This is a genomic window from Enterococcus sp. 9D6_DIV0238, from assembly GCF_002174455.2.
GTDB lineage: Bacteria > Bacillota > Bacilli > Lactobacillales > Enterococcaceae > Enterococcus_L > Enterococcus_L dunnyi.
In genome coordinates this window covers 445,301-472,152 of record NZ_CP147246.1, presented here as the reverse complement: position 1 = coordinate 472,152, position 26,852 = coordinate 445,301, and the positions used below count along the sequence as shown (strand labels likewise).

The 26,852-nt window shown below is 38.8% G+C and carries 27 protein-coding genes; 22 read left to right on the top strand and 5 right to left on the bottom strand.

Annotated elements, in window-relative coordinates; translation table 11 throughout:
* The first annotated feature begins 14 nt into the window (after positions 1–14).
* Positions 15–1,445 (top strand): PTS transporter subunit EIIC, encoded by a 1,431-nt coding sequence (locus A5889_RS02170; protein WP_087640235.1) that lies wholly within the window; start codon positions 15–17, stop codon positions 1,443–1,445.
* A gap of 234 nt (positions 1,446–1,679) precedes the next feature.
* On the top strand, positions 1,680–2,537 hold the full coding sequence (locus A5889_RS02165) for a MurR/RpiR family transcriptional regulator (protein WP_087640434.1): 858 nt from the start codon (positions 1,680–1,682) through the stop codon (positions 2,535–2,537).
* Positions 2,538–2,582: 45 nt separating this feature from the next.
* Here A5889_RS02165 and A5889_RS02160 read toward each other — a convergent pair whose 3' ends face one another.
* The gene (locus tag A5889_RS02160) at positions 2,583–3,284 is read right to left on the bottom strand and encodes a histidine phosphatase family protein (protein ID WP_087640234.1); all 702 of its coding nucleotides are present in this window, start codon (positions 3,282–3,284) and stop codon (positions 2,583–2,585) included.
* A gap of 24 nt (positions 3,285–3,308) precedes the next feature.
* Positions 3,309–3,935: an MBL fold metallo-hydrolase gene (locus A5889_RS02155; RefSeq protein ID WP_087640233.1), complete on the bottom strand. Its 627-nt coding sequence runs from the start codon at positions 3,933–3,935 to the stop codon at positions 3,309–3,311.
* A 313-nt stretch (positions 3,936–4,248) separates the two neighbouring features.
* Between A5889_RS02155 and guaD the strand changes: the two genes are divergently transcribed.
* From guaD to A5889_RS02130, 5 genes are all read left to right on the top strand, one after another.
* Complete coding sequence (guaD, locus tag A5889_RS02150) at positions 4,249–5,625, top strand: guanine deaminase (protein ID WP_087640433.1); 1,377 nt, start codon at positions 4,249–4,251, stop codon at positions 5,623–5,625.
* 1 nt (position 5,626) lies between these two features.
* On the top strand, positions 5,627–7,012 hold the full coding sequence (locus A5889_RS02145; protein ID WP_087640232.1) for a uracil-xanthine permease family protein: 1,386 nt from the start codon (positions 5,627–5,629) through the stop codon (positions 7,010–7,012).
* A gap of 182 nt (positions 7,013–7,194) precedes the next feature.
* On the top strand, positions 7,195–8,172 hold the full coding sequence (gene guaC, locus A5889_RS02140; RefSeq protein WP_087640231.1) for a GMP reductase: 978 nt from the start codon (positions 7,195–7,197) through the stop codon (positions 8,170–8,172).
* A gap of 198 nt (positions 8,173–8,370) precedes the next feature.
* Positions 8,371–8,691 (top strand): PadR family transcriptional regulator, encoded by a 321-nt coding sequence (locus A5889_RS02135; protein WP_087640230.1) that lies wholly within the window; start codon positions 8,371–8,373, stop codon positions 8,689–8,691.
* A gap of 26 nt (positions 8,692–8,717) precedes the next feature.
* Positions 8,718–9,698 carry a permease prefix domain 1-containing protein gene (locus tag A5889_RS02130; RefSeq protein ID WP_087640229.1) on the top strand — a complete coding sequence of 327 codons (981 nt, stop codon included), beginning with the start codon at positions 8,718–8,720 and terminating at the stop codon, positions 9,696–9,698.
* Positions 9,699–9,791: 93 nt separating this feature from the next.
* Here the strand turns inward: A5889_RS02130 and A5889_RS02125 are convergent, their stop codons facing one another.
* Together A5889_RS02125 and thiD are read right to left on the bottom strand one after the other, a co-directional pair.
* Positions 9,792–10,340, bottom strand: coding sequence for an ECF transporter S component (locus A5889_RS02125; protein ID WP_087640432.1), 549 nt, complete (start codon positions 10,338–10,340; stop codon positions 9,792–9,794).
* Between the two features lie 16 nt (positions 10,341–10,356).
* The gene (gene thiD, locus A5889_RS02120; RefSeq protein WP_087640228.1) at positions 10,357–11,181 is read right to left on the bottom strand and encodes a bifunctional hydroxymethylpyrimidine kinase/phosphomethylpyrimidine kinase; all 825 of its coding nucleotides are present in this window, start codon (positions 11,179–11,181) and stop codon (positions 10,357–10,359) included.
* Positions 11,182–11,737: 556 nt separating this feature from the next.
* Here thiD and A5889_RS02115 point away from each other — a divergent pair.
* The 8 genes from A5889_RS02115 (at position 11,738) to thrB (ending at position 20,367) form a co-directional block, all read left to right on the top strand.
* Complete coding sequence (locus tag A5889_RS02115; protein WP_087640227.1) at positions 11,738–13,180, top strand: PLP-dependent aminotransferase family protein; 1,443 nt, start codon at positions 11,738–11,740, stop codon at positions 13,178–13,180.
* Positions 13,181–13,208: 28 nt separating this feature from the next.
* Positions 13,209–13,934 carry a nitroreductase family protein gene (locus A5889_RS02110; RefSeq protein WP_087640226.1) on the top strand — a complete coding sequence of 242 codons (726 nt, stop codon included), beginning with the start codon at positions 13,209–13,211 and terminating at the stop codon, positions 13,932–13,934.
* Between the two features lie 100 nt (positions 13,935–14,034).
* Positions 14,035–15,759 (top strand): phospho-sugar mutase, encoded by a 1,725-nt coding sequence (locus tag A5889_RS02105; protein ID WP_087640225.1) that lies wholly within the window; start codon positions 14,035–14,037, stop codon positions 15,757–15,759.
* Positions 15,760–15,833: 74 nt separating this feature from the next.
* The gene (proC, locus tag A5889_RS02100; protein WP_087640224.1) at positions 15,834–16,610 is read left to right on the top strand and encodes a pyrroline-5-carboxylate reductase; all 777 of its coding nucleotides are present in this window, start codon (positions 15,834–15,836) and stop codon (positions 16,608–16,610) included.
* Between the two features lie 126 nt (positions 16,611–16,736).
* Positions 16,737–17,021, top strand: a complete 285-nt coding sequence (locus A5889_RS02095) for an ArsR/SmtB family transcription factor (protein ID WP_087640223.1) — start codon at positions 16,737–16,739, stop codon at positions 17,019–17,021.
* 133 nt (positions 17,022–17,154) lie between these two features.
* Positions 17,155–18,444, top strand: a complete 1,290-nt coding sequence (locus tag A5889_RS02090) for a homoserine dehydrogenase (protein WP_087640222.1) — start codon at positions 17,155–17,157, stop codon at positions 18,442–18,444.
* Between the two features lie 4 nt (positions 18,445–18,448).
* Complete coding sequence (thrC, locus tag A5889_RS02085) at positions 18,449–19,507, top strand: threonine synthase (protein WP_087640221.1); 1,059 nt, start codon at positions 18,449–18,451, stop codon at positions 19,505–19,507.
* Positions 19,504–20,367, top strand: a complete 864-nt coding sequence (gene thrB, locus A5889_RS02080) for a homoserine kinase (RefSeq protein ID WP_087640220.1) — start codon at positions 19,504–19,506, stop codon at positions 20,365–20,367. The genes thrC and thrB overlap by 4 nt, the downstream gene beginning before the upstream one ends.
* A gap of 46 nt (positions 20,368–20,413) precedes the next feature.
* On the opposite strand, the gene A5889_RS02075 is transcribed toward thrB, so the two are convergent.
* Positions 20,414–21,268 (bottom strand): pyruvate, water dikinase regulatory protein, encoded by an 855-nt coding sequence (locus tag A5889_RS02075; RefSeq protein WP_087640219.1) that lies wholly within the window; start codon positions 21,266–21,268, stop codon positions 20,414–20,416.
* A gap of 98 nt (positions 21,269–21,366) precedes the next feature.
* On the opposite strand from A5889_RS02075, the gene A5889_RS02070 reads away from it, so the two are divergent.
* The 7 genes from A5889_RS02070 to A5889_RS02040 all read left to right on the top strand — a co-directional run bounded on the left by A5889_RS02070 (position 21,367) and on the right by A5889_RS02040 (position 26,845).
* Positions 21,367–21,795 (top strand): Fur family transcriptional regulator, encoded by a 429-nt coding sequence (locus tag A5889_RS02070; protein ID WP_087640218.1) that lies wholly within the window; start codon positions 21,367–21,369, stop codon positions 21,793–21,795.
* Between the two features lie 204 nt (positions 21,796–21,999).
* Positions 22,000–22,176 (top strand): 30S ribosomal protein S21, encoded by a 177-nt coding sequence (rpsU, locus tag A5889_RS02065; protein ID WP_002356740.1) that lies wholly within the window; start codon positions 22,000–22,002, stop codon positions 22,174–22,176.
* Between the two features lie 24 nt (positions 22,177–22,200).
* On the top strand, positions 22,201–22,650 hold the full coding sequence (locus A5889_RS02060) for a GatB/YqeY domain-containing protein (protein WP_087640217.1): 450 nt from the start codon (positions 22,201–22,203) through the stop codon (positions 22,648–22,650).
* Between the two features lie 135 nt (positions 22,651–22,785).
* Positions 22,786–23,754, top strand: a complete 969-nt coding sequence (locus A5889_RS02055) for a PhoH family protein (protein ID WP_087640216.1) — start codon at positions 22,786–22,788, stop codon at positions 23,752–23,754.
* A gap of 31 nt (positions 23,755–23,785) precedes the next feature.
* Positions 23,786–25,984, top strand: coding sequence for an HD family phosphohydrolase (locus tag A5889_RS02050; protein ID WP_087640215.1), 2,199 nt, complete (start codon positions 23,786–23,788; stop codon positions 25,982–25,984).
* Positions 25,984–26,460 carry an rRNA maturation RNase YbeY gene (ybeY, locus tag A5889_RS02045; protein ID WP_087640214.1) on the top strand — a complete coding sequence of 159 codons (477 nt, stop codon included), beginning with the start codon at positions 25,984–25,986 and terminating at the stop codon, positions 26,458–26,460. Before A5889_RS02050 ends, ybeY begins: the two co-directional genes overlap by 1 nt.
* Complete coding sequence (locus A5889_RS02040) at positions 26,444–26,845, top strand: diacylglycerol kinase family protein (RefSeq protein WP_176372801.1); 402 nt, start codon at positions 26,444–26,446, stop codon at positions 26,843–26,845. Before ybeY ends, A5889_RS02040 begins: the two co-directional genes overlap by 17 nt.
* Positions 26,846–26,852 lie beyond the last annotated feature (7 nt).

Genomic DNA, 26,852 nt, shown 5'->3' with positions numbered 1-26,852 from the left:
AGGGGGAAATGACTGTGTCAGAAGAGAAAGTAAAACGTTTGGCAAGGGAAATTTATGAAGAAGTTGGCGGACAGGAAAATGTGTTGAAATTGCGTCATTGTATGACAAGAGTTCGAATGGATATACGGAATTATGATAAAGTGAAGCTTGACGAGTTGAAGAAGATCGATGGTGTAATGGGCGTTGTAGAAGACGATACCTTACAAGTCGTGATCGGACCAGGGACGGTAAATAAAGTTGCTCAAGAAATGGTGGACATGGCTGGTGTTAAGCTTGGTGAGCCGTTTCCAAACAAGCTGTCAGGCAAACAATTAGTAGAAGAAAAAGCGGCTGAAGTAAAGGCTGCTCAAAAAGAGAAAAATAAGAGCACTTCAGGCTTTAAAAAAGTATTGAAATCGATCTCTAATATCTTTGTTCCGCTGATTCCTGCATTTGTTGGTGCCGGAATCATTGGAGGAATAGCCGCTGTTATGTCTAATTTACTGGTTGCAGGAACGATCGGTGACTCTTGGCAGCAGTATATTGATGTATTGAATATCATCAAAAACGGGATTTTTGCCTATTTAGCTTTATATACAGGGATCAACAGCGCGAGCGAATTTGGAGCAACACCAGCGCTTGGTGGAGTAATTGGTGCTGTAACGATGTTAACTGGGATGAATCCAGAGGCGCCGCTGCCGAATATTTTAAACGGTGGTACGTTATCTGCTGGACAAGGTGGTATTATTGGGGTTATTTTTGCAGTTTGGTTACTTTCATTAGTAGAAAAGCAATTGCATAAAATCATTCCTGATTCTATCGACATTATTGTCACACCAACGGTTTCTTTATTGTTCATTGGATTGATAACGATTTTCTTGATCATGCCGATCGCAGGCTTGATTTCAAATAGCTTAGTAGGTGTGATCAATGTAGTTTTGGAAAAAGGCGGGATTTTAGCAGGATTTACCCTAGGAGCGACATTCTTGCCGATGGTTATGTTTGGATTACATCAAATCTTAACCCCAATCCATATTGAAATGATCAATCAAACAGGAATGACATTACTATTACCGATATTAGCTATGGCAGGAGCAGGTCAAGTAGGAGCAGCTTTAGCTTTATGGATTCGTTGCAAAAAAGATGCACAGTTAGTTGAGATGATCAAAGGAGCGTTACCTGTTGGGATTTTAGGAATCGGTGAACCGTTAATTTATGGAGTTACTTTACCTTTAGGTCGTCCGTTTATCACTGCCTGTGTTGGCGGAGGAATCGGTGGTGCGGTAATCGGAGCTTTCGGCAATGTTGGGGCAATTGCGATCGGTCCAAGTGGTGCAGCTTTGATCCCGCTGATCGCTAATAACCAATGGCTTGCTTATGTGTTAGGATTATTGGCTGCATATGCTGGCGGCTTTGTTGCAACGTTCTTCTTTGGTATTCCAAAGGATCTTCAAGAAAATAAATAGAACAGTCGATTAGATCGTTCGATTGTATAGAAATCAGCTGTTTTTTTTTGATAGCGTTGTTGCTAACTATAAAAAAACAGTTGATTTTTTGTTTGGAAAATTTGCTCATCAGGCTTGCTTTTTTAGATTCTTATTCAACATAGGCAAGTCTTTTCTGTTATACTATTCATTGTAGAAATGTATTATCAAGTGCATCTTGAAAAAAGTTTGAGTAGGAAGAAGGGTATGAATATCATGCAGCAAAACATTATTTTAACGATTCAGGATCATTTGAAAACACTCCCAGGATCTGAACAAAAAGTTGCTGAATATATTTTAACTAACACAAATGAAGTAATTACTTTAAGTGCACAAGAGTTGGCGAAAAAATCCGGGTCAAGTCCGGCAGCGATCATTCGTTTTTGCCGTTCGATCGAAGTCAACGGCTTTACCGATTTAAAGCTGCAGTTATCAGCTAATCTTGGCGCGGTTGATACACAGATGTATACAGAGGTCGAAAATGGAGAAACGACAGCTGCGATAAAAGAGAAGTTGCAGCATCGATTGGTCCATGTTCTAGAACGAACGAATGAACATTTAGAAGTTGAAGCAATCGATCGGGCAGTCAGTGAAGTAGAAGAATCAGAGATCGTCTTTGTCTATGGATTAGGTGCTTCATCGCTTGTAGCACAAGATATTTATCAAAAATTTACCCGACTAGGTTTAAGTGTTTTCTTTACGATGGATCTTCATTTGTTCGCTTCTGCTTTAGGAACGAATCAATTGAAAGGCTTATTTATTGGTATTTCAAATTCTGGAACAAATCCTGAAACAAATGCATTGGCAGAATTAGCGATTGAAAAAGGACTGCCAGTCGTTGCTTTGACAGCAGATAGAGAATCTGATTTAGCTCAAAAAAGTAAAATTTTATTATTGACGCCCAAAGGGGAGGAAGCGCCTTTAAGAAGTGCTGCTACAGTTTCTTTGACTGCACAGCTTTATGTCGTAGATGTGCTGTTCTTTGCTTATGGAGCAAAAAATTATGATAAAACACTAGAAAAAATCCAGCACTCTAGGGGAGCCGTTGAGATTTTAAAAAGGTACAAAGTTTGATTAGTAAAAAGGTTTGGCGGAAGAGTTATGTTCCGCCAAACCTTTTTAGTTGTTCGATGATTGTTTTTGGCCATCTTCGATATAATGGATGTCATTGACTGTATCGATCGTAAATCGACCATTTTCATAAATCAATTTAGTTACACTGCCATTTTCCAGACCGATCTGCATTGGCAAACTTGAATCGATCAAAGACAGCAAGAATGAAATCGTCAAGCCGTGAGAAACGATCATAACATTTCCACCGCCATCTTTTTCTCTTCTATGGGCAATATCTTCAAATCCGCTCCAAACACGTTCTTTGATTTTATCATAGGGTTCTGCCCAATCGGCTGTATCTGCTGCGATGATTGCCTCCGCTAAGTCTTTGTAGCTGATCCGATTGGTCATCATGTCTTCATAATTTTTAAAAGCTAATATTCGTGGAACGACCCCCCATAATTCACCATCATAGCCGCCATCTAGAGAACCAAAACACCATTCCCGAATACGGCTGTCTGTAGCATAAGGAATTGCGGCTCCTTTTGAATGCTCTTGTAAAATAATACGGGCAGTCTGCATTGCACGGCCGCTGTCACTAGAATAGGCTTCTTTAAAAGGGATGTCTTTTAATCCGATACCTAAAGCGTGGATGACTTTTTCACCTTCTTTTGTCAAAGGTGTGTCCGACCATCCTTGTGTTCGACCGATCGTATTGAACATAGTTTTCCCGTGGCGGATAATGTATAGCACCGTTGGTTTGTTCATGGTACGTCCTCCTAGTAGATTATTTTAATTGAAAAAAGGATTGGTTTTCTTCTCATGCTCGATCGTTGTCGCATCGCCATGTCCTGGGTAAGCTGGGAATTCATCAGGCAAAGTAAAAAGATAGGTTCTAATGCTGTGAAGCAGCTGTTCCATATCGCCTGTATGCAAATCAGTTCGGCCGATACTTCCTTTGAATAAAGCATCTCCGGTTACAACAAAATCATCAAAAATCAAACTAACACTTCCAATGGAATGACCAGGGGTTGGCACAACAGAAAATTTGATTCCGCCAAGTTCATAGTCAGTCATTTCAAATTCCATTTCCGCAGGTTGAACCACGATATCTGCAATATCATCATGTCTACCTAATCCAGATAGATTTAAAACAGGGTTCGATAACCATTCTTGTTCAAGCGAGCTTACATATACGGGGATATGATAATGATGGCGCAACTCCTCAACAGCTCCGATATGATCATAATGTGTATGTGTAAGTAAAATAGCGATCGGTTTTTTCTCTGTTTTTTTGATCAAGGAAATGATTCGTTCTGCTTCTGCACCTGGATCGATGATCAAAAGATTTTCTTCATTATAGATCAAATAGCAATTTTCCTGAATGACACCTGTCAGGATACGTTCGATAGTTAACATAGTTTGTAGCCTCCTAATTCACAATTTCTCTCATTTAAGTATAACGCAATTTCATAAAGAATCAAAAGTCGGAAGTATTTTTTTGAAGGATTTTATATTTTGACATGAGGCATAGTATAGGATTGAAGAAAATATTTATTTGGATATAAAGTGAAAATATTCGATTAATACTATTTTTATTTTTTGTTCACCGAAATAAAGTTCGTGTTTTGTTAGTTATGAACTTAATTCGTATTTTTTTATAAAAAAATATGGAATAAAGACGAATAATAATATATAATGTGTTGGTATTGTTATGGAAGGGGTAGCTGATTTGTTTAAATTTGTTGTAAAAGGAACGGCGTTCACTAGTCGTGACCAAAAAAATGTAGAGGTTTTACAAGATTCGTTATTTTGTATTTCAGAAGATGGGCTGATTGCAAAGATCATTCAGCCGGATGAAGCAGGCTACAAAGAGACGATCCAGGAATATTCAACCAAAGGACAATTGCAGGAGTTGGCATCGGATCAATATATTTTACCAGGCTTCGTCGATCTCCATATTCATGCGCCTCAATGGGCACAAGCAGGAACAGCATTAGATCTTCCTTTGTATGAATGGCTGAATACTTATACGTTTCCGCTAGAGGCGAAGTTTTCTGATCAGGCATTTGCGGACCGAGTGTATTCAGATTTAGTCTCACAATTATTGAAAAATGGTACGACGACAGCTTTATATTTTGCTACGATTCATCAAAAAGCAAGTCTTCGTTTAGCAGAAATCTGCAGTGAAAAAGGGCAAAGAGGTCTAGTTGGAAAGGTTGTCATGGATGATCCTGAACAAAATCCGGACTATTATCGCGACGATGATGCTAAAGTGGCGATTGCCGAGACAGAAGCGTTTATTCAGGAAGTGTTGGAACTTAACAAGCACACGCCGCAAGGAGTCTATCCAGTTGTTACGCCAAGGTTCATTCCTAGTTGTACAGATAAGTCGTTAGAAGGATTAGGCGCTTTAGCTGCAAAATATGATGTCCATATTCAATCCCACTGCAGTGAAAGTGATTGGGCTCATGAGTATGTTAAGGAACGCTTTGGTAAAAATGATGCAGTTGCACTAAACGAATTTGGTTTACTTAGTGAAAAAGCGGTTATGGCTCATTGCGGCTTTCTTTCTGATGAAGACATGCAGTTATTTGCTGAAAAAGGGACAGCAGTTGCTCATTGCCCTATCTCTAATGCTTACTTTGGTAACGCGGTGACGCCAGTTGCCAAATTGCTCAATGAGTATCAGGTAGAGGTAGGGTTAGGGAGTGACATATCTGGCGGTTTCTCTCCAAACTTATTTGACAATATCAAACAGGCAGTTATTTCTTCTCGAATGTTAGAAGATGGAGTAGATAAAGATTGCTGCAGTGATAAACGTGGCGTGAAAGGCTCTAGTTTAACGTTAAATGAGGCGTTCTATTTAGCTACTGCAGGTGGCGGTGAATCATTGAGTCTTCCGATTGGCAAGTTGGCCGTTGATTATGCTTGGGATGTTCAATTTGTTACAACGAAAGGGCTGCCGATTTTTTCTGAAACAGAACCTTTATTGGATGTATTCCAAAAGATTATATATTTGTCTCGTCCTGAATGTATTCAAGAAGTGTGGGTCCAAGCTAGAAAAGTTTACGACAAAACAGTTGAACAACGAAAGGAAGAAATATAAGATGTCAGAATCACACTCTAAAAAATCGGCATTGACGGTTGGTCCGAATGATGAACTTTCTATAGGGCAGTCTTTGCTTTTGGGCATTCAGCATGTGTTAGCGATGGATGTTTATGTCGTTCCATTTATTATTGCTTCAATTATTGGTTTAACTACAAAAGAATCATCAGCATTGATTCAGTCTACCTTTATTGCAGCAGGACTGGCAACGATCATTCAATCTTATTTTTGTATGAAATTACCTGTAGCGCAAGGACCGTCTTTTATCCCAATCGGTGCGGTAGCCGGTATTTACTTTGCAAATAGTCAAAATGGTCAAGGCTGGGGAACTGTTTTGGGAGCTGGTCTGATCGGTGCAATACTTGTGATCATTTTAGGACTTACAGGCATTTTCAATCGTTTGATCAAAGCTTTCGTGCCGCCGATCGTGGGAGGCACGATCATTTTTATCGTAGGCTTATCTTTGATGCCTGTGGCTTTAAATGACAATGTTTTCAACGCGTCTGGTGATTTAGGGCAAAATATATTATTGGCTATCATTGCAGCAGCTTCTCTTATTTTGTTTGCTATGATCGGGTCACGTTTTCCTGGTAAAGGCAGGATTTTTCGAATCTCATCTGTGATATTAGCATTGATCATTGGCTCTTTCGCAGCTGAAATGATGGGTGTACTAGATTTATCAGCAGTTTCAAAAGCATCATTGATCAGCGTTCCTAGTTTGCCTTTTGTTGATTTCAGTTTTTCATTTGATTTATCTTCGATTTTAACAATGGTCATTATTTATGTTGTGTTGATGGCTGAAACGACAGGTACGTGGTTTGCAGTCAGTAATGTCTGTGAAGAACCATTGACAGATGAAAATATCAATCGAGGAGTTGTTGGTGAGGGGATCGGTTGTTTGATTGCTTCGTTACTGGGAACGACCCCCGTTACTGGATATTCAACAAATGCTGGAATTATTTCAATTACTGGCGTAGCTAGTAAAAAAGTGTTTGTAGCTGCTGGTGCTTGGTTTGTTGTTTTTGGTTTATCTGGAAAGCTATCTACATTGATTTCGTCTATTCCATCTCCTGTCATTGGTGGAGTATTTGTTATTGTGTGCGGGATTATTTCAATCAGTGGTATCAAAGTGATCAAGGAAGTGGAGATCAATGAAAAAGAAATGTATGTGATCGCGATTCCAATGATTTTAACGTTAGCATTGACCTTGATTCCTGAAGAGTTTATTCAATCATTACCGCAATTTTTACAATATTTATTCGGTTCATCTGTTGCAACGGCTTCGATCGCAGCGATTCTCCTGAATCGGTTACTGCCTTCTGAAAAATCAGCAAAGCCGGAAGAGATAACACAAATGAATTCTGGTGAGGCAGCACAGCTTAATTGATTAGATAATTGAATAAAACACGAACATTCGATGAGTTGTTTTGTATTTTTCGTCTTTTACCTTTGACTTTCAAATGGTTATAGTGTAAATTAGCATAGGCGCTTGTGAAATACGAACGATAAGGATTCTAATGTTCGTGTTTTTGCGTATTTTTAATTGAACTTGCTAGGAGGCAGTAAAGTATGAAAGTTTTTGATTACGAAGATGTCCAGTTGATCCCGAATAAATGTATCGTGGATAGTCGCTCAGAATGTGATACAACAGTGAAGCTAGGAGACCATAGCTTTAAAATGCCAGTTGTACCGGCGAATATGCAAACGATCGTGGATGACAAAATCGCAGAATTTTTAGCTGAAAATAACTATTTTTATATCATGCACCGTTTTGATGAAAGTGCACGAATTCCTTTTATTGAGAGAATGCAAGCTAAAGGGTTGATTACTTCGATCAGTGTTGGCGTGAAAGAAGGAGAATACCAGTTTGTTGAAGAATTAGCTCAACGTAACTTAGTTCCGGATTATGTAACGATCGATATTGCTCATGGTCATTCAAATGCGGTGATCAATATGATTCAACATTTAAAAAAGCACTTACCAAAGACCTTTGTAATTGCAGGTAACGTGGGGACACCTGAAGCAGTCCGTGAGTTGGAAAATGCTGGAGCAGATGCGACAAAAGTCGGAATCGGACCAGGAAAAGTCTGTATTACTAAAATCAAAACAGGCTTTGGGACTGGCGGCTGGCAATTAGCAGCGTTACGTTGGTGTGCCAAAGCAGCTAGAAAACCGATCATTGCGGATGGCGGGATCAGAACGCCGGGAGATATTGCAAAATCAGTTCGTTTTGGTGCGACAATGGTCATGATCGGTTCATTATTTGCTGGACATGAAGAATCTCCGGGAGAAACAAAAGTGGAGAATGGTGTCGTTTATAAGGAATATTTTGGTAGTGCATCAGAGTTCCAAAAAGGCGAGAAAAAGAACGTCGAAGGGAAAAAAATCTGGATTCAGCATAAAGGAAGCTTAGTTGATACGTTAGTTGAAATGCAGCAAGATTTACAATCTTCGATTTCATATGCAGGCGGTCGAGACCTAGAAGCGATTCGTAAAGTCGATTATGTTATTGTGAAGAATTCGATTTTTAATGGAGATACCATTTAGAAACAGAATAGAGCTATCTACTCGTAAGAACTTTGCGTTTTTAAAGAGCAGATGCTAGATAAAAATACTGAGAAAAAGCGAATATGCTCTTTCTCAGTATTTTTTTACATATTTTACTTTACCTGTCGTAGTAATAGTGATATGATAATTACAACGACAGACGTAGTACGTTAGATGAAGTAATTTGGAGGTGATTGAATGATCGGCAGCGACGCAATTAGAGGATACAACGATACGTTCATTTTATCTGTTTTACAAGAAGGCGATTCTTACGGATACGCTATCTCTAAGCGAATCACTGAAATTTCCGATAACAACTATTCGATTAAAGAAACAACATTGTATTCAGCATTCAATCGGCTGGAAAAAAATGGATTCATCACATCATTTCCTGGACAGGTAACTCACGGGAAAAAGAGAACTTACTATAAAATCACCCAAGCTGGAAAAGAATATTTAGCAGAAAAAATAGCAGAATGGCAGCTGACTAAGAAAGTTGTCGAACGTTTTATCGACTAAGCGAGACGACCTGAGGAGGAAAAATAATGAAAACAATCAAAGACTATATCGACAGCTTATTTCTTGGAGTAGTTGAAACAAGCCAAACGAAACAATTGAAAGAGGATTTGTTGGCGAATGCCGAGGATCGCTATGAAGATTTAAAAAGTCAAGGGAAATCTGAAAACGAAGCCATTGGCAGTGTGATTGCCGGATTTGGTTCAATTGATGAGTTGCTGGATGAAATGAATATCAAGCAAGAATACATTGATGAAAAAGGCTATGAAATCGATGAAATCACTCTTGAAGAAGCGAATGATTTCTTGAGCGTCAGACACAGAGGAGCGACATTGATCGGTATAGGTGTTATGTTGATCATGCTGGGAGCGGCACTTTGTTTTGCTTCTGCTGGAATAACAGGAAGTACAGAAAATCTAGGGTTTGGTCTGTTGTTTCTATTCGTTGGAGCAGCCATTGGCGTGCCGCTATTTATTATTGCGGGAACAAGTATGACCAGCTCAAATAAAAAGCTGGATGATCGATTTATTTCTTTACAAGTTAAAAGTGCAGTGAAAAAACGAAAAGAGCAGTTTCAGCGTTCATTTGTCTTTTGTATCGTGATTGGTGTTTCCTTGTGTATTCTATCGATCATTCCAGTTGTGTTTATGTCTTTGGCTGATTTTTCAGAGGCAAATGAATTTATCGGTGTCGGCGGTATGTTTGCGGTTGCTGCTTTTGGTGTTTTCTTCCTTATTTTTGGCGGTGTGATCATGGGCAGTTTTACTAAGATGATCGAACAAACCTATTTTATTTCTGATGAGGATAAACCAGGACCTAAAGCTATAGCTGAACGAAACAAAAAAATGCCAAGTTGGCTGCAAACGATAGAAAAAATTTATTGGCCCATCGTAACAGGAATTTTCTTTATCCAAGGATTTTTCTTAGGAAATTGGGGAACTGCCTGGACAATTTTCCCAGTAGCGGGGATACTCTTTTGGATTTTGGAGAGTATTTTCGGTGAGGAATAAAAAGTTAAAGGGACGGTGTCATAACTTTATGAGTTATAACACCGTCCCTTTTTTCTCGAAATTGAATACTACTGTTCAACTTCTTTTAAATAGCTAAAATGATTGCTTTGAAAAAATAGCCGACATGGCTTTTTTTAATGGAAAGTAAACAAGCGTTACGATAATGATCGTTGTTGCGACATTTACTAAAGTAGCTGGTAATTTGGACAGAGCACTGGCAAAAGCTACATTAAAGTTTGCTCCTGCCATCAGACCCATCACTGTATTTTTTAACTGAGTCATAATGATTTTAGCAAGACCAGTCACGCTGGCAATTACGATGATTTTACTGATCGTATCTACGTTTTGCTTGAAAAAAAGGATCATCAATGCTGCTGCTCCTCCAACGATGAAGCTTTCTAAGATAAAATAGGGAGCTTCAGCAGCAAAGCCATTCAGTAAATCAAAAATAGCAAAGCCTAAGCCGCCAGCTAAAGCACCTTTTTTATAGCCGATCAACAGAACGGCCAATAGTAAAACAGCGTTGCCTAAATGAACGAATGCCCCTGTAGGCAAAGGGATTTTCAGCATCGTACCTAAAACAGTCAGAGCGGTAAATAAACCTATCAAAACGATAGAGGTCGTTGAATGTTGTTTTGTCATCACAAGTCTCCCTTTGCTACTTTTCATTCATCCGGTCTTCTGCACGGTTATAAGCACCGTGCCAAACATGACCAAGGAAAGGATTGATTTTTTGTCCATTTTTAATAGCAGCCGCTACAAATTTTTTCGCTAAAGCAACTGATTTTTCTACAGAATAACCTTTTGCAAGACCAGTTGTAACAGCCGCAGCAAATGTACAACCTGCGCCGTGGTTAAAATCAGTGGCAAAAAGTTCTTCTTCAAATATTGTGAACTCAGAGCCATCGTAAAACAAATCGATCGCTTTATCTGTATTCAAACGGTGTCCGCCTTTGATAACAACATTTTTAGGTCCTAAGTTTAAGATCTTTTTTGCTGCTTCTTTCATTTGTTCAACAGAAGTCAGATCTCCCATTTCGGAAAGAATCCCAGCTTCTACTAAATTAGGTGTAGTGATAGTTGCTTTAGGCAAAAGTAAACGAGTCATAGCAGCTACATTTTCCGGCTGTAGCAACTCGCTTGTTCCTTTACAAGCCATTACCGGATCGATAACGATATTTTCCATTGAAAAATTATCAATATACTTTCGAGTAATTTCGATTGCTTCGATCGTTCCCAGCATTCCGGTTTTCATTGCATCAAGTGGTGCCCCTGCAAAAATAGTTTTAAGCTGTCTTTCGACTAAATCAGGTTCTATAGGTGTAACTAAATGACTCCAACCCTCATCAGGATCCATTGTCACAATACTTGTCAAAGCAGAAAAACCAAATGTGCCATATTCTTCAAAGGTTTTTAAATCCGCCTGAATACCGGCTCCACCACTAGAATCAGAACCTGCTACTGTCAATACTTTTTTGATCATTTCCTAACCTCAATTCACATTTAATTTAATATCTGTATTGTAAAACAAATCAAAGTTGACAAAAACAGCCAATTGGGTTATTTTCAGGTCATCCAATTACTGTGAAACACAAAGAACGAAGAGAATTGATGTTGAACAGTACAAGGCGACCGAAGGGAGAGTTGTGACCTTCATAAGAAACACGAAGAACGAAGAGAATTGATGTTGAACAGTACAAGGCGACCGAAGGGAGAGTTGTGACCTTCATAAGAAACACAAAGAACGAAGAGAATTGATGTTGAGCAATAGAAGGTGATCAAAGGAAGAGTTGTAACTTTGGTAAAAAACACAAAGAACGAAATGAATTGATTTTTGGGAAGTATACCACAACTAAAGAGAGACACGACCTTTTCAAACACCAAAAATCATGGAATAATCAAATGTTGGGTAATATAAAATGAGAAGGACGAGAAGTATGATAACTAAATTTTTACAGATAAAAGAAATGTTATCTGAACTTCAGCTGTAAAAGACAAAAAAATTCAAATAGTGATCGTCAAAAAAGGAGAGAATAAGCATGTGGACGTTAAAGAAAGAAAAGAATGTTCCTATTTATGTCAGCATTATCGATCTGATTCTTTCATACATAAAAAACGGTGACCTCCTTCCAGGGGAACGTTTACCTTCGGAAAGAAAATTGGCTGATTTATTCAAAGTGAATCGTTCAACAGTCGTTCATGCATTAGATGAGCTAGTAGCTTTAGGCTGGATCATAAGAAAACAAGGAAGCGGGACGATCGTCAATGAAGGGAAATGGGGAATCACTACCGCTCCAAGAACGAATTGGCGTAATTATCTGGAACAAAATGCTTTTGCAAAAGTTGATCCCTTTGTTGAGCAGATCGAAGAGCTTATTCGATCTTCAAAAGAAAATATACTGGACCTTTATACAGGTGAGCTGCCGTTGGATTTGATTCCCAGCTTTGCTTTTCCTCCGCTTACATGGAAGCATTTTTTAGAAGAGGAGCAGCAGGATGATTTAGGCTATTTGCCATTAAGAACGTCACTAAGTCGAGAGATGGAGAAGGAATATCGTTTTAGCTTGCCGGCTGAAAGTATTTTGATTACCTCTGGTGCACAGCAAGCACTATTTTTGATTTTACAGGTTTTATTATCGCCAGGAGACAGCGTAGCAATCGAAGATCCCTCTTTTTTTTATGCACTGCCTATTTTCCAGGCCGCTGGAATTCGTTTATATGGAGTGAAAATGAATCAGGAAGGAATCTGTTTAGATGAATTGGAAAGAGCGATTCGTCAGCATCGAATCAAAATGGTCATGGTCAATCCATCATTCCAGAATCCTACAGGCAAAACAATGTCAATGAAACGACGTGAGGGATTAGTCAAGCTTTGTCAAGAATATCAGATCCCAATTTTAGAAGATGATGTTTTCGCAAAATTAAATTTTATTCCAAGTGAGGAAATTCCACCGCTAAAAAAACTAGATCCTGAAAATGTGCTCTATATTGGTTCCTTGTCCAAAATTTTAGGGTCAACGACCAAAATCGGTTGGCTAAGTGCTCCAGCCTCTGTTAATCAACAAATAGCAGAAGCAAGGAAGATGATGGATTTTTCTTTGAGTATTTTTCCGCAGGTTTTAGCGAATCTAGCATTGACAGATGAAGACTATACAAAAAAAATCGCTACGTTGACACACGAGGTTGAAGCAAGATGTCAAGCTGTTTATGACGTTGTCACTCAACTGTCTGATTGGGAAGCTGAAAAGCCAAAAGGTGGTTATTATCTCTGGGCTAAATGGCAGCATGGGGAATTACGTCAAAAAGACTGGGCTATATTTTTGCAAGAAGGATTGCTGATTGCGCCTAGCTTTTTTTACAGTGAGAAGCGTGATAGTATTCGCATCAATTTTTCTAGAGTCAGTCAACAAAATGTTATAGAGTTTCAAGAAAAGCTTGCTCGTATTACCGAAAAAATTAGATTAGATTTCCCAAGACTATGATAAAATGAAGAAAACGGAGGGGTTTACTATGAATGAAACGTTAGAATTATTGAAAAATCGTCGTAGTTTTCGGGACTTTGATGAAGAGTATGTGCTGCCTAAAGAAGAGCTGCAGGAAATTTTGGATGCGGCACGTCAAGCGCCTAGCTGGATGAATGGTCAATTTTACAGCATTATCGTCCTTCAAGATAAAGAGATAAGAAAGCAGCTGGTTGAATGGAATCCGGGGAATCCTCAGATACTAAAAAGTTCTGTATTTTTGATTTTTGTTGCAGATCTTTATCGGACGAAAATGGTTAGTGCTGCGTATGAATCTGCGTATCAAATAGAAGAGAGTGTTGAATCTTTGTTAGTCGCAACAACGGATGCGGCTTTGGCATTGGAAAATGCCGTCATTGCGGCCGAAAGCTTGGACTTAGGTTCTGTCGTTGTTGGTAGTATTCGTAAGCATGGAAAAGAAATCAGTCGATTATTAAACCTTCCTGAAATGACTGTACCGTTGTTTGGTCTTAGTATTGGAAAGCCGATCGTCGAAATGAATGTCAAGCCTCGACTACCGCAAGCAGCAGTTATACATTTTGAACATTACCAGCCATATACTTATGAACTGATCGAGCAATATGATCAAACCATGGAACTGTTTGGTGAAGCGAGAGAAACGAAACGCTGGAGTCAAAAATTTTCGGATTACTTTGCAGCTGATGCAACGATGGTTACGGATCAACTGTTAAAGATGCAAGGTTTACTGAAATAAGAGCAGCTGTTCTTTTTGCGAGCCATTACTTTCTTATAGCGCAATGGAATGGTATACTTACTAATGGGTAAGATCACAAATGATAAAAGAGGTGCTAAACATGTCTTGGGAACAAGTCTATGAAAAGTGGATAAATGAAGAAAATATACCAGAAAATTTAAAAAAAGAGCTAAAAGATTTAAAGGAAGACCCTGAAAAGTGTGAAGATGCTTTTTACGCGCCGTTAGAGTTTGGAACGGCAGGTATGCGTGGGATTTTAGGTGCGGGAATCAACCGTATGAACATTTTTACGATTCGTCAAGCGACAGAAGGTTTGGCTCGTTTTATGGATGCTCAAGATGCAGAGACGAAGCGACGTGGTGTTGCAATTGCGTATGATTCACGTCACATGTCACCAGAATTTGCGATGGAAGCCGCTAAAACATTGGCGAAGCATGATATTCCAGCATTTGTCTTTGAAAGTTTGCGTCCAACACCAGAATTGTCTTTTGCTGTTCGACACTTAAATGCTTTTACAGGAATCATGATCACAGCGTCGCATAATCCAGCTGCGTATAATGGATACAAAGTTTACGGAGCAGACGGTGGACAAATGCCTCCGGCAGATGCAGACGCTCTGACAAGATATGTTCGTGAAGTTGAAAATCCCTTAAAAGTGGAAGTTTTGTCTGAGAACGAAGCGAAGACAAGTGACTTGATCACGATCATTGGTGATGAAGTAGACAATGCATATTTGAAAGAAATCAAAGCTGTAACGATCGATCAAGCATTGATCGACGAGATGGGCAAAGAACTGAAGCTCGTTTATACACCGCTTCATGGAACAGGTACGATGCTAGGTGAGAAGGCATTGAGACAAGCAGGGTTTGAAAAATTTGTATTAGTTCCTGAACAAGCTATTGCTGATCCGGATTTTACAACAGTTAAATCTCCTAATCCAGAGGAGCATTCAGCATTTGAGTATGCTATTCGCTTGGGAGAAAAAGAAGATGCTGATCTGCTGATTGCAACAGATCCTGATGCTGATCGCTTAGGAGCAGCTGTTCGCTTACCGGATGGTTCTTATCAAGTCTTGACTGGAAACCAATTAGGCGCGATCATGATCCAGTATATTTTGGATGCACATCAAAAAGCAGGGACGCTTCCTGAAAATGCGGTCGTCTTGAAATCGATCGTATCCAGTGAATTAGCAACAGCAGTCGCAGAAAAATACAATACAAAAATGGTCGATGTTCTGACTGGATTCAAGTTTATTGCGGAAAAAATCGAGCAATATGAGGAAGATCATTCCCAAACCTTCATGTTTGGTTTTGAAGAAAGTTATGGCTATTTGATCAAGTCATTCGTACGCGACAAAGATGCGATTCAAGCACTCGTTTTACTGGCAGAAGTTGCAGCTTTTTATAAGAAGCAAGGAAAAAACCTTTATGACGGCTTGCAGGATATTTTTGCAGAATACGGCTATTTTGAAGAAAAAACTATTTCTGTGACCTTGAGCGGGATTGAAGGTAGTGCTAAAATCCAAGCCTTGATGAAAAAATTCCGTGATGAAGCGCCATCATCTTTTGCTGGGATCAATGTTGTTCAAACAGAAGACTTCAAAGCGTTGACACGGACATTTGTAGATGGAAGACAGGAGAAACTTTCAACACCACCGTCAGATGTGCTCAAGTATTTCTTGGAGGATGGCAGTTGGATCGCTATTCGACCGTCTGGAACAGAACCGAAAATCAAATTCTACTTGGCGACAAAAGCCTTGTCTAAAGCAGAAGCAGATCAAAAGATTTTGGATTTTGAAGCGGCAGTTAATGCATTAACTGAATAAAATGATCAGGACTGAAAAAACTAGAGATAAAGGTTGATTCAGTCCTTTTTTCGAAAAGAATAGGAGTGAAAGAGATGAATATTGGATTTATCGGAGCAGGACATATGGGAAGTGCGATGATCGAAGGATTATTGAAAGCTCAAATAGTAGCACCAGAACATTTATTTGTTAAAGGCGGTTCAAGTGGTACAGCTGAAGTTCTTCAGCAAAAATTAGGTTTTAACCTAATCAAAGATTATTCAGCATTCAAAGAATGCCAAGTGATTTTTATTGCTACAGGAGCGAAGATCGTTTTGGATATATTGAAGGAAGCTGCTTCATTCATGTCAGAAAATACCATTCTGATTTCTGTTGCAACAGGCCATACAGTTGCAGACGCAAAGGAAATACTAGGAAATGAAATCTATGTGGTTCATGCGATTCCTAATACACCAGTCAGTGTGAATGAAGGAATGATCGGTGCCGCTTTTGATCCTGACATGCCGAATGCAGTCAAAGATGAGGCGCTTCGTGTCTTAAGTTCTTTAGGAAAGGTAGAAGAAGTCAATGAATCGATTCTTGGAACCTTTGGTACAGTGGCTGGTTGTAGTCCAGCTTTTGTAGATATCTTTATGGAAGCTTTGGCTGATGGGGCTGTCATGGAAGGAATGTCTCGTAACTTGGCCTATGAAGTCATCGCTCAAATGATGCTAGGATCAGCCAAACTAGCGATCGAAACGAAAAAGCATCCTGGAGAGCTGAAAGATGGTGTGACCTCACCAGGCGGCAGCACGATCAAGGGAGTAGCCGCTTTAGAGAAAAATGGGTTCAGATACGCAGTTATTGATGCGATCAAGCAAGCAAATCAGTAAGAAAACGGCAACTGGAATTCTCAAAGGATTTCAGTTGTTTTTTCATATTATTAAAGAAAAACGTTCCTCTTTTGAAAAGATATTTGTTATAATAAACGAGACTGAATCACGAAAGGAGACACAACGGTGACTGAAGAAGAAATAAAAAAAGTTAGCCAGCTCTATAAAGTATTGAGTGACCCAACAAGATTACGTATTTTATTACTGTTGAAGCAGGGAGAATTAAATGTGACTTCAATTGGAGAAGAACTCTCAATGGAACAATCTGCCGTGTCTCATCAATTAAGACTTTTACGCGATACACATGTTGTGAGATCGAGAAGACAAGGGAAAACAATTTATTATGCCTTGGATGATCATCATGTCATCGATATTTTGAATCAAACATTTGAACATATCAAACACCAATAACTTACCTTTTCTTGGATTCTTAAGGGAAATTCAAAGAAAAGGGTAGTTTTTTTTGTGGCAGTTCGTTATACTAGAAACATGATTTATTAGAAGAAAATGAAATATTTCTAATTTTACAGTTGGAGGAAGAAAAATGAAGGAAAAATTGAACATCGGTTTACTCGGGTTAGGGACAGTTGGCTCTGGTGTACCAACGATTTTAAAAGAACACCAAGAAAAGATTTCTCAAGTGACCGGGATGGAGATCGCCATTTCTAAAGCACTTGTGCGTGACGAGGAAGAAAAAAGACGTCAAGCAGAGAAGTTTGATATTCAACTGACCACAAACATCGACGATATTCTTAATGATGATGACATCCAGATCGTTATTGAATTGATCGGAAAAGTAGAACCGGCTAAAACCTTCATTACTCAAGCTCTTGAAAAAGGGAAACATATTGTTACAGCTAATAAGGATCTACTTGCACAGCACGGCAGTGAATTGGTAGCTTTAGCCCAAAAGAATCATTGTGACTTGTATTATGAAGCAAGTGTTGCAGGCGGCATTCCTATTTTACGTACGATCGCTAATAGCTTAGCAGCGGATAATATTCAAAAGGTTTTAGGGATCGTCAACGGGACAACGAATTATATGCTGACCCAGATGGTTTCAGAGAAAAAATCATATGAACAGGCTTTAAAAGAGGCGCAAGAATTAGGTTTTGCTGAATCGGACCCAACAAATGATGTAGATGGAATCGATGCAGCATACAAGATGGTTATTTTAAGTCAATTTGCATTTGGCATGAATGTACGTTTAGACCAAGTGGATACACGTGGTATTAGGGGATTATCTTTAGATGATGTTGAAATGGCTGCTCAATTAGGGTATGAAGTAAAACTAATTGGTTCTTCAGAAAAGCAGTCTGGTCGTATTGCGGTCGAAGTTGGACCGATGTTAGTGGCGAAAGCTCATCCAATTGCTTCTGTGAGAAATGAGTTTAATGCTGTTTTTATTGAAAGTTCAGGCGTAGGTGAGTCGATGTATTATGGACCAGGAGCTGGTGCCAAACCGACTGCAACTAGTGTTGTTAGTGATATCATTACCATTGCTAAAAACATCCGATTAGGGACAACAGGCCATATGTTCAATGCCTATCAACATGACACTAAATTGGCAGATGACCAGGATACTTCAGGAAAATACTATTTTTCTATAGGAGTGCCGGACAGACATGGTCAAATCTTGAAATTGACTCAAATCATGACCAATGCCAATGTCAGTTTTGATCAGTTAGTACAGCAAAAATCAGATGGAACAAGAGCGAGAATCGTTGCAATTACCCATACGATCACTAAGGCGCAAATGAAAGCAGTCATCAAAGAAATCGAATCAACGAATGACTTTGAACTTTTAAACACATTTAAAGTATTGGAGGACTAGAAACATGTATGAAGGATTATTAAAACAATATAAGGAATATTTACCTATTACAGATAAAACACCTATGATTTCATTAGCAGAAGGAAATACTCCGTTGATTCCTTTACACAATTTATCAAAAGAATTGGGAATCAACTTATATGGAAAATATGAAGGGCTGAATCCGACTGGTTCATTTAAGGATCGCGGAATGGTCATGGCAGTTGCTAAAGCAGTTGAAGAAGGTGCAAAAGCAATTGTTTGTGCTTCTACGGGAAATACTAGTGCAGCAGCAGCAGCTTATGCAACCAGAGCAGGAGTAAAAGCCTATGTTGTGATTCCAGATGGAAAAATTGCTATGGGTAAGTTAGCACAAGCAATTATTTATGGTGCAGATATCATTTCTATTCCTGGAAATTTTGATGAAGCACTTAAAGCTGTTCGCGATATTGCTAAAACTGAAGCAGTTGCGTTAGTGAATTCAGTTAATCCTTACCGTTTGGAAGGACAAAAGACAGCTGCTTTTGAAGTTTGTGAGCAGCTTGGGAAAGCACCAGATGTTTTAGCGATTCCTGTTGGAAACGCCGGAAATATTTCTGCTTACTGGAAAGGCTTTAAAGAATGGCATGATGTGAAAGGGACACTTTTACCACGTATGCACGGTTTTGAAGCAGAAGGAGCAGCTGCGATCGTAAAGGGTGAGCCGATCGATCAGCCGGAAACAATTGCTACAGCAATTCGAATCGGTAACCCTGCTAGTTGGAAGTTAGCCGAAGCTGCTAGAGATGAGTCGAATGGACATATCGATGCAGTTACAGATGAAGAAATTTTAAATGCTTATCGTAAAGTTGCTGCACAAGACGGTGTATTTGTTGAACCAGGTTCTGCAGCATCACTTGCAGGCGTTATTCAACATGTTAAAAATGGGAAAATCAAAGCAGGTGAAACAGTGGTTGCTGTTTTCACAGGGAATGGACTTAAAGATCCTGATACTGCAATCAACGCAACAGATGTGAAAATTTCTAAAATGAGTGATTTAGAAGAGATGCGGATGCATCTACGTAATGGAGTGTCTGAACTATGAAAATAAGAGTTCCTGCTACGAGTGCAAATTTGGGTCCGGGCTTTGACTCATGCGGTATTGCATTGTCACAATATCTGAGTATAGAAGTCTTGGAAAATGCGGATGAGTGGCAGATTATTCATTCTTTAGGAACTGATATTCCGTCAGACAAAACAAATTTACTGCTTCAAACGGCACTGAGATTAGCACCGAACCTTACCCCTAAAGTGTTAAAAATGACTTCTGATATTCCTTTAGCTAGAGGGTTAGGCAGTAGTTCCAGTGTGATCGTTGCCGGCATTGAGCTTGCAAATCGCTTAGGAAATCTGAATTTATCACAAAAAGATAAACTTCAAATTGCGACAGAGATCGAAGGACATCCCGATAACGTTGCTCCTGCGATTTGCGGGGATTTTGTGGTTGCAAGCTATGTGGACGGAGATGTTCATTATGTTAAGCATCATTTCCCATTGTGTGACGTGATCGCATATGTCCCCGATGTTCATTTATTGACATCTGAAAGCCGTAGTGTGCTGCCTGATAGCATGCCTTATAAAGAAGCAGTCAAGGCGAGCTCGATTGCCAACGTTATGATCGCAGCAATTTTAAATGGTAATTTACCTTTGGCAGGAGTGATGATGGAGGAAGACCGGTGGCATGAAGCTTATCGTCGTAAATTAGTTCCTCATTTGGATAAAATACGTGCATTAGGCCAAGAGGTCGGTGTTTATGGGGCTTTTTTAAGTGGAGCGGGACCAACCGTATTAATTTTATCTCCGGAAGAAAAGACCAGTCAAATGGTCAGAGAACTGGAAAAACTACCAATATCAGCATCGATCAATGTCTTGTCGATCGATCAAGAAGGTATTCAAGTATTTTAACAATAAAAAAGACGACGGAGCATTACGATCCGTGCGTCTTTTTTTGTTATTCTGGTGATTCCGTTGCGTAATAGCTATGGTCTTCTAAGTTCAATGCATTTAAAATCATGGAAGCTGTTTCCTCAATCGATAAAGAAGCTACATTGATTACTTCGCAACCAATTTTTTTATAAAGATCGTTGGCGAATGTCAACTCTTTTTTGATTTTTTCGATATCTGAATAAGAAGTATCTGCCGGCAAGCCATAGGTTCTCATCCGTTCTTTCCGAATTCCATTTAAAATATCTGGATCATTCGTTAGACCGACAATTTTTTTAGGATTCGTTTCCCAAAGCTGTTTCGGTAAATGTGCTTCAGGGATCAATGGTAAATTTGCCACTTTCAGATTCTTATTCGCTAAGAAAAGGCTAAGTGGTGTTTTTGAGGTTCTTGAGACGCCTAGCAAAAGAACATCAGCCTCTAAAAATCCGCGAGGGTCTTTGCCATCATCGTATTTTACCGCAAATTCCATTGCTTCGATCCGCTTGAAATAATTCTCATTTAAATGGTGTAAGGCACCTGGCTCACGTGTTGGAGCAATTCCAGTCAAGCGCTCGATCTCAGCGACAGGAGGAGTCAATATATCAAAGTGGTACATATTGTGTTCTTCAAAAAAATCATTTGCAATTTTTACAAGACGATCATTAACAATAGTATGAAGAACCATTGCGTTTTCACGCTTGGCATCTTCTAAGGCTTTTTTCAATTTTTCTTCTTCTTTTGCAAAAGTTCGTCTAAATAATGAAAAGTCTACAGTAGGATATTGCGCCATTGATGCAGCTGCTAATTTGGAAGCAGTCTCACCTGCAGAATCAGAAATTACAAAGATCGTTACGCATTTTTTTTGTTCGTCATTTGTCATAGTAGCATTCCTCTCTTGCTTTTTTGATAATTTTATTATACCATACCTTCATAAATCTTATTCGTAATGATTCTGATTTATTGATTGGAGGAAAAGTTATGTCACAGTCAAATTCAAAAGTCGAGCAATCGTTAATGGTCATGAAGGAAAATGGTTTAAAATATACAAAAAAGAGAGAAGCAATCATCACCTACCTGATCCGACGCAACCGATATATAACAGCAAAAGAAGTCTATGAATTCATGAACAAAGAATATAAGGGGGTAAGTTATGATACAATCTATCGTAACTTACATGACTTTGAAATGATGAATCTATTAGAAGCAACTGATTTGAATGGAGAAAAAAAATTCCGTTTCCATTGCTGTCAAGAAGTTGGTCATCATCATCATTTTATTTGTACAGTTTGCGGAAAAACGAAAGAGATCCATATGTGTCCAATGGACTTCTTCAAAGAGCAATTGAGCGGCTGTGAAATTGAAGGACATCGCTTTGAAATTTTCGGTCGTTGCGAAGAATGTCGATGAGATGTTTCAAGAATTAAGCGTTCGATTCTGCAAGTGTTTAAAAAAATAATCATTTTGCTACTTTTTCCTATATTTTTTACGAGTAAAGGTTGACGTTAAAATAACCTTTCGATATAATATAGAAAGAACGGTATTTTGTTTATGACTAAATATTCATAAATATAAAAAACGGTTACTTTTTAAGCTCGGAGGGAGGGAATTAACATGTCAAAAACTGTCGTTCGTAAAAACGAATCTCTTGACGATGCTCTTCGTCGCTTCAAACGTTCCGTTTCAAAAGCGGGTACTTTACAAGAATCTCGTAAACGTGAATTCTACGAAAAACCAAGTGTAAAGCGTAAGAAAAAATCTGAAGCAGCTAGAAAACGTAAAAAATTCTAGTCTCGATGAATTGGAGTTGGTTGTATGTCATTACTAACAACATTGAATGACGATATCAAAACAGCGATGAAGTCTAAAGATAAAGAAACGTTATCTGTACTTCGCATGTTAAAAGCAGCCATTCAAAACGAGCAGATTAAAGCCAACCGTGATTTGGACGGAGAAGAAGAGTTGACAGTTTTATCTCGTGAGATGAAACAACGTAGAGACTCTCTATCAGAGTTTGAAAAAGCGGGACGTGATGATCTTGCTGACAAAGTAAAAATCGAAATCACAATTGTTGAAAAATATATGCCGAAGCAACTTTCTGAAGAAGAAATTCGTCAGATCGTTCAGACGGCAATTGATCAGACTGGAGCTTCTTCACCAAAAGAATTTGGTAAAGTCATGTCAGCTGTGATGCCCGCAGTTAAGGGGAAAGCAGACGGCAATCAAGTCAATGCAATTGTAAAAGAATTACTACAAGAGAAATAACCGAGATAAAAAAACCAGCGGATATCCGTTGGTTTTTTTGTCCTAATGTACATAAGAAAGTGATGACTTCTTTTTAATAAATAAATTGTGTGGTATGATTGTAGAGAACGAAAAAATAAAGGAGCTGGGCGTTTTTTGACAGAAAATCAGTCAATATCGTTGGAATTAAAATTAACAGATTCTGATGATGTGAGTATGCTTTTAGGAACCCACGATAAACATATAAAATTTTTAGAAGAAAATTCAGCGATAACGATCAATACTAGAGGAGAAACGATACAATTGATCGGGGAAGAAACCGAAGTCCAATTGATTGCATCAGTAATCCGTACATTAAAAGTGTTGATTCAGCGTGGAATCAAAATCAGTACGCCAGATGTCGTATCAGCCCTAAAAATGGCTAGAGCAGGAGATCTTGATTCATTTGTTGCAATGTATGAAGAAGAGATCATTAAAGATCATCACGGGCGTGCGATCCGTATTAAAAATATTGGCCAGAAAAAGTATGTGGATGCAATAAGAAAGCATGATGTTATTTTTGGAATTGGTCCTGCTGGGACAGGTAAAACGTTTCTAGCAGTTGTTATGGCAGTGTCAGCCTTAAAAAAAGGGGAGGTACAAAAAATCATTTTAACTAGACCAGCTGTTGAAGCGGGTGAAAGTTTAGGTTTTTTACCTGGCGATTTGAAAGAAAAGGTCGATCCATATTTACGCCCAGTTTATGACGCGTTATACCAGATTTTTGGGATGGACCATACAAATCGTCTGATGGAGCGCGGCGTGATCGAAATTGCGCCTTTAGCTTATATGCGTGGGCGTACGTTGGATGATGCGTTTGTCATTTTAGATGAGGCACAAAACACAACAGTTGCCCAAATGAAGATGTTTTTGACGAGATTGGGCTTTAATTCAAGAATGATCGTCAATGGAGATGCAAGCCAGATAGATTTACCAAAAGGTGTGACAAGCGGACTGATCAATGCTGAGAAAACATTGCGTTCGATCGAAAAAATCTCGTTTGTTCATTTTGATGCGGGTGATGTTGTTAGACACCCAGTGGTAGCTCAGATCATTCGAGCGTACGAAAAGGAAAATCAACAGTAAAGATCGTCCACGGAAAGGAGTGAGAATTCCGTTGAAGTATTCATTAATAAAATTACGTGATAAGTTAGGAAAAGCGTTTATTCCGATTTTATTATTGGTTTTTTCCTGTTTCTTATTTGTGATCATGCTTGGCAGTGTTCATCAGAAAAAAGTTGAAATCAAAGAAGGACAACTAGCTGAAAATACAATTCGCGCTAATAAAAACGTTGAAAATACCTATGAGACAGAGCAAAAGAAAAAATTAGCAGCAGAAGCAGTCACTCCAGAATATATTTATCAGGAAGAGACTGCTGGTATTCAGCATAAACGAATTGAAAAGCTCTTTAAGCTGATCACTACTGCAAATGAAAAAACAGATAAAGATTATGAAGAGAAAAAGGCAAAAGCTAAAAAAGACGAAACCATTCCGAAACCAACCATTGAGGAAAGGGTAGCCAACTTAAAATCTCAGTTTGAACAGTTAGATCAAGATGAGGTGGCTTTCTATCAAAAATTTCCAAATGTCTTTTATCAAAATATCTTTTCTTTAGATGCGACTCAAATTCAACAAGTAAAAACAGAAAGCTTGAAAATCATTGATGATAAAATGAAAGATCATGTTCGTGAAGCTGATTTGGAGAGTATTCGCCAAAGTGCGATCGAGAAGATCCAGTTTCTTGATGTGACCAGTGTGATGCAGCAGGAAATTCGTTATCTTGTCAATGAAGGAATTGTCGCAAATGATTTTGCAAATGATAAAAAAACAAAAGAAATGCGTCAAAATGCAATGGATGCTGTTCCACCTGCAATGATCTATCAAGGAGAGATCATTGTTCGTGAAGGAACGCAGATCGATAGTAAAGCGATGGAGAAACTTGAGCTTTTAGGGATGACAAATCAAAGTACTTCAGTATTTCCAATGGTCGCTCTGGGCTTAGCGATTGTTTTGCAAGTGCTTGTCTTGATTTTCTTTACAAAGCAAGTAACAGAAGAAGGCAAACGCCGTCACTTTATTTTGTTTTATGTAGCGGCTATGTCGCTAAGTGTATTGCTTATGAAGTTCTTCCAAATTTTTCAGACAGAACAAATGGCTTACGTATCATTATTTTTCCCAGCGGCCTTCACGCCATTGGTGTTGAATTACTTTGTTAACCGTAGAGCAGGGATTCTTGCTGCTATTTTTCAAGTAATTTTTGCATTGTTTGTTTTCTATAATTCTATTGGGACCAATTCTCTGACGATCATCATTGTCAGCTATCTATTTTCTGGTCTGCTTGCAACGGTCGTTAAACGCACACGGATCAGTGAACAAGGTATGGTAGCTGTATTTTGGGTGATTATTTTTCCTATTTGCTTAGACTTTGTCTTGATCGTTTATCAAGGAATGAGTTTGTTTGATGGAAAATCTTGGACAATGATGATTTGTGCATTAGCTGGAACGGTATTATCTTTCCTTGCTACTATGGGTCTTCATCCATATATCGAGTTGCTTGTGACTGATGATAGTATGATCATCTTGAATGAGTTGAGTAATCCAAATCATCCGTTGTTGAAACGATTGCTTGAAGAGGCGCCAGGAACGTATCATCATAGTATGATGGTTGCTAGTTTGAGTGCTAATGCGGTCGCTGAAATCGGCGGGCGATCATTATTGACGCGTGTTGCTTGCTATTATCATGATATTGGAAAGATCAAACATGCTAATTTCTTTGTTGAAAATTTACCTGCCGGAGCTGAAAACCCGCATAATTTTCTACTACCAGAAGACAGCAAGCAGATTATTTTTGGTCATGTCATTGATGGTGCAAAAATTTTAGAAGAATATCATATGCCTGAAATGGTGATCGATATTTGCCGTCAGCATCATGGGACTACATTGATGAAATTTTTCTATGTAAAAGCTAAGGAACGAAATCCGGAAATTTCTGAAGAAGATTTCCGTTATCCAGGTCCTAAGCCGCAAACAAGAGAAGCTGGGATCGTCAGCATCGCAGATACTTGTGAAGCTGCAGTACGTGCAATGGATCATCCGACAAATGAGAAGATCCAAGCGTTTGTGCACAATGTGATTCAAGACAGGATCTCAGATGGCCAGCTAGATGATTGCGGATTGACGATGAAAGAAATCAGAGTCGTCGAGAAGTCATTAGTCAGTGGGTTATGCAGCACATTCCATTCAAGGATCAAATATCCGAAAATGAAATCAGAGGCGGAAAAAATGAAAGATGAACAAGAAAAGAGAGATGACTAATGGATATAACGTTCATTGATGAAACAAAAAGCGTGTCAGAACTACATTTAAAAGAAGTTGAGGATTTGCTGCAGTTTGCAGCTGATTTTCTTGAAATTTCGGATGATACTGAGATTTCCGTAACTTTTATGGATAATGCGGGCATTCAAGTGATCAACAGAGATTATAGAGGAAAAGATGTACCGACGGATGTGATCAGTTTTGCTTTGGAAGAAGCGGGAGAAGATGAACTGCAGATCATCTTTGAAGACGAAGACGATATTTTCCCTAGGAATCTAGGCGATCTGATGATTTCTACTGAAAGAGCAGCAGAACAAGCAGCAGAATATGGACATACTTTTGAACGGGAGCTAGGTTTTTTAGCGGTGCATGGTTTTCTTCATTTGAATAGGTATGATCACATGGAGCCAGAAGACGAGAAGGAAATGTTTGGTTTGCAGAAAGAGATTTTAGATGCCTATGGACTCAAAAGATAAACAAACAGAGAAAAATAAACATTTTATTGCTTCGCTGGAGTTTGCTCTTCAAGGGATCAAAACGGTTTTTAAAGAAGAAAGAAATATGCGCACTCATGTATTGATGGGAATCATAGCTGTTGTTATCGGATTTGTTTTTGGACTGTCGATAGCAGAATGGTTATGGCTACTTCTGGTGATTTTTCTTGTACTAGTGGTTGAAATCATCAATACGGTCTTTGAAAATGTTGTCGATATGTTTACGGATTTTCATTTTCACCCAATCGGGAAAAAGATCAAAGATATGGCTGCTGGAGCGGTCTTGTTAACTAGCGGCTTTGCTGTTATCGTAGGATTACTTTTGTTTGTTCCAAAAATATGGCAAATAATTAAAGACTTTTTATAGAGGAGAG

Coding starts and splice junctions, on each gene's coding strand:
- ybeY (WP_087640214.1), top strand. CDS start 25,984: ATGGATATAACGTTCATTGATGAAACAAAAAGCGTGTCAGAACTACAT.
- A5889_RS02135 (WP_087640230.1), top strand. CDS start 8,371: ATGATCGGCAGCGACGCAATTAGAGGATACAACGATACGTTCATTTTA.
- A5889_RS02090 (WP_087640222.1), top strand. CDS start 17,155: ATGAAGGAAAAATTGAACATCGGTTTACTCGGGTTAGGGACAGTTGGC.
- rpsU (WP_002356740.1), top strand. CDS start 22,000: ATGTCAAAAACTGTCGTTCGTAAAAACGAATCTCTTGACGATGCTCTT.
- A5889_RS02165 (WP_087640434.1), top strand. CDS start 1,680: ATGCAGCAAAACATTATTTTAACGATTCAGGATCATTTGAAAACACTC.
- A5889_RS02115 (WP_087640227.1), top strand. CDS start 11,738: ATGTGGACGTTAAAGAAAGAAAAGAATGTTCCTATTTATGTCAGCATT.
- A5889_RS02130 (WP_087640229.1), top strand. CDS start 8,718: ATGAAAACAATCAAAGACTATATCGACAGCTTATTTCTTGGAGTAGTT.
- A5889_RS02145 (WP_087640232.1), top strand. CDS start 5,627: ATGTCAGAATCACACTCTAAAAAATCGGCATTGACGGTTGGTCCGAAT.
- A5889_RS02125 (WP_087640432.1), bottom strand. CDS start 10,340: ATGACAAAACAACATTCAACGACCTCTATCGTTTTGATAGGTTTATTT.
- A5889_RS02105 (WP_087640225.1), top strand. CDS start 14,035: ATGTCTTGGGAACAAGTCTATGAAAAGTGGATAAATGAAGAAAATATA.
- A5889_RS02070 (WP_087640218.1), top strand. CDS start 21,367: ATGTCACAGTCAAATTCAAAAGTCGAGCAATCGTTAATGGTCATGAAG.
- A5889_RS02075 (WP_087640219.1), bottom strand. CDS start 21,268: ATGACAAATGACGAACAAAAAAAATGCGTAACGATCTTTGTAATTTCT.
- A5889_RS02155 (WP_087640233.1), bottom strand. CDS start 3,935: ATGTTAACTATCGAACGTATCCTGACAGGTGTCATTCAGGAAAATTGC.
- guaC (WP_087640231.1), top strand. CDS start 7,195: ATGAAAGTTTTTGATTACGAAGATGTCCAGTTGATCCCGAATAAATGT.
- A5889_RS02160 (WP_087640234.1), bottom strand. CDS start 3,284: ATGAACAAACCAACGGTGCTATACATTATCCGCCACGGGAAAACTATG.
- thiD (WP_087640228.1), bottom strand. CDS start 11,181: ATGATCAAAAAAGTATTGACAGTAGCAGGTTCTGATTCTAGTGGTGGA.
- A5889_RS02060 (WP_087640217.1), top strand. CDS start 22,201: ATGTCATTACTAACAACATTGAATGACGATATCAAAACAGCGATGAAG.
- thrC (WP_087640221.1), top strand. CDS start 18,449: ATGTATGAAGGATTATTAAAACAATATAAGGAATATTTACCTATTACA.
- A5889_RS02110 (WP_087640226.1), top strand. CDS start 13,209: ATGAATGAAACGTTAGAATTATTGAAAAATCGTCGTAGTTTTCGGGAC.
- proC (WP_087640224.1), top strand. CDS start 15,834: ATGAATATTGGATTTATCGGAGCAGGACATATGGGAAGTGCGATGATC.
- thrB (WP_087640220.1), top strand. CDS start 19,504: ATGAAAATAAGAGTTCCTGCTACGAGTGCAAATTTGGGTCCGGGCTTT.
- A5889_RS02040 (WP_176372801.1), top strand. CDS start 26,444: ATGGACTCAAAAGATAAACAAACAGAGAAAAATAAACATTTTATTGCT.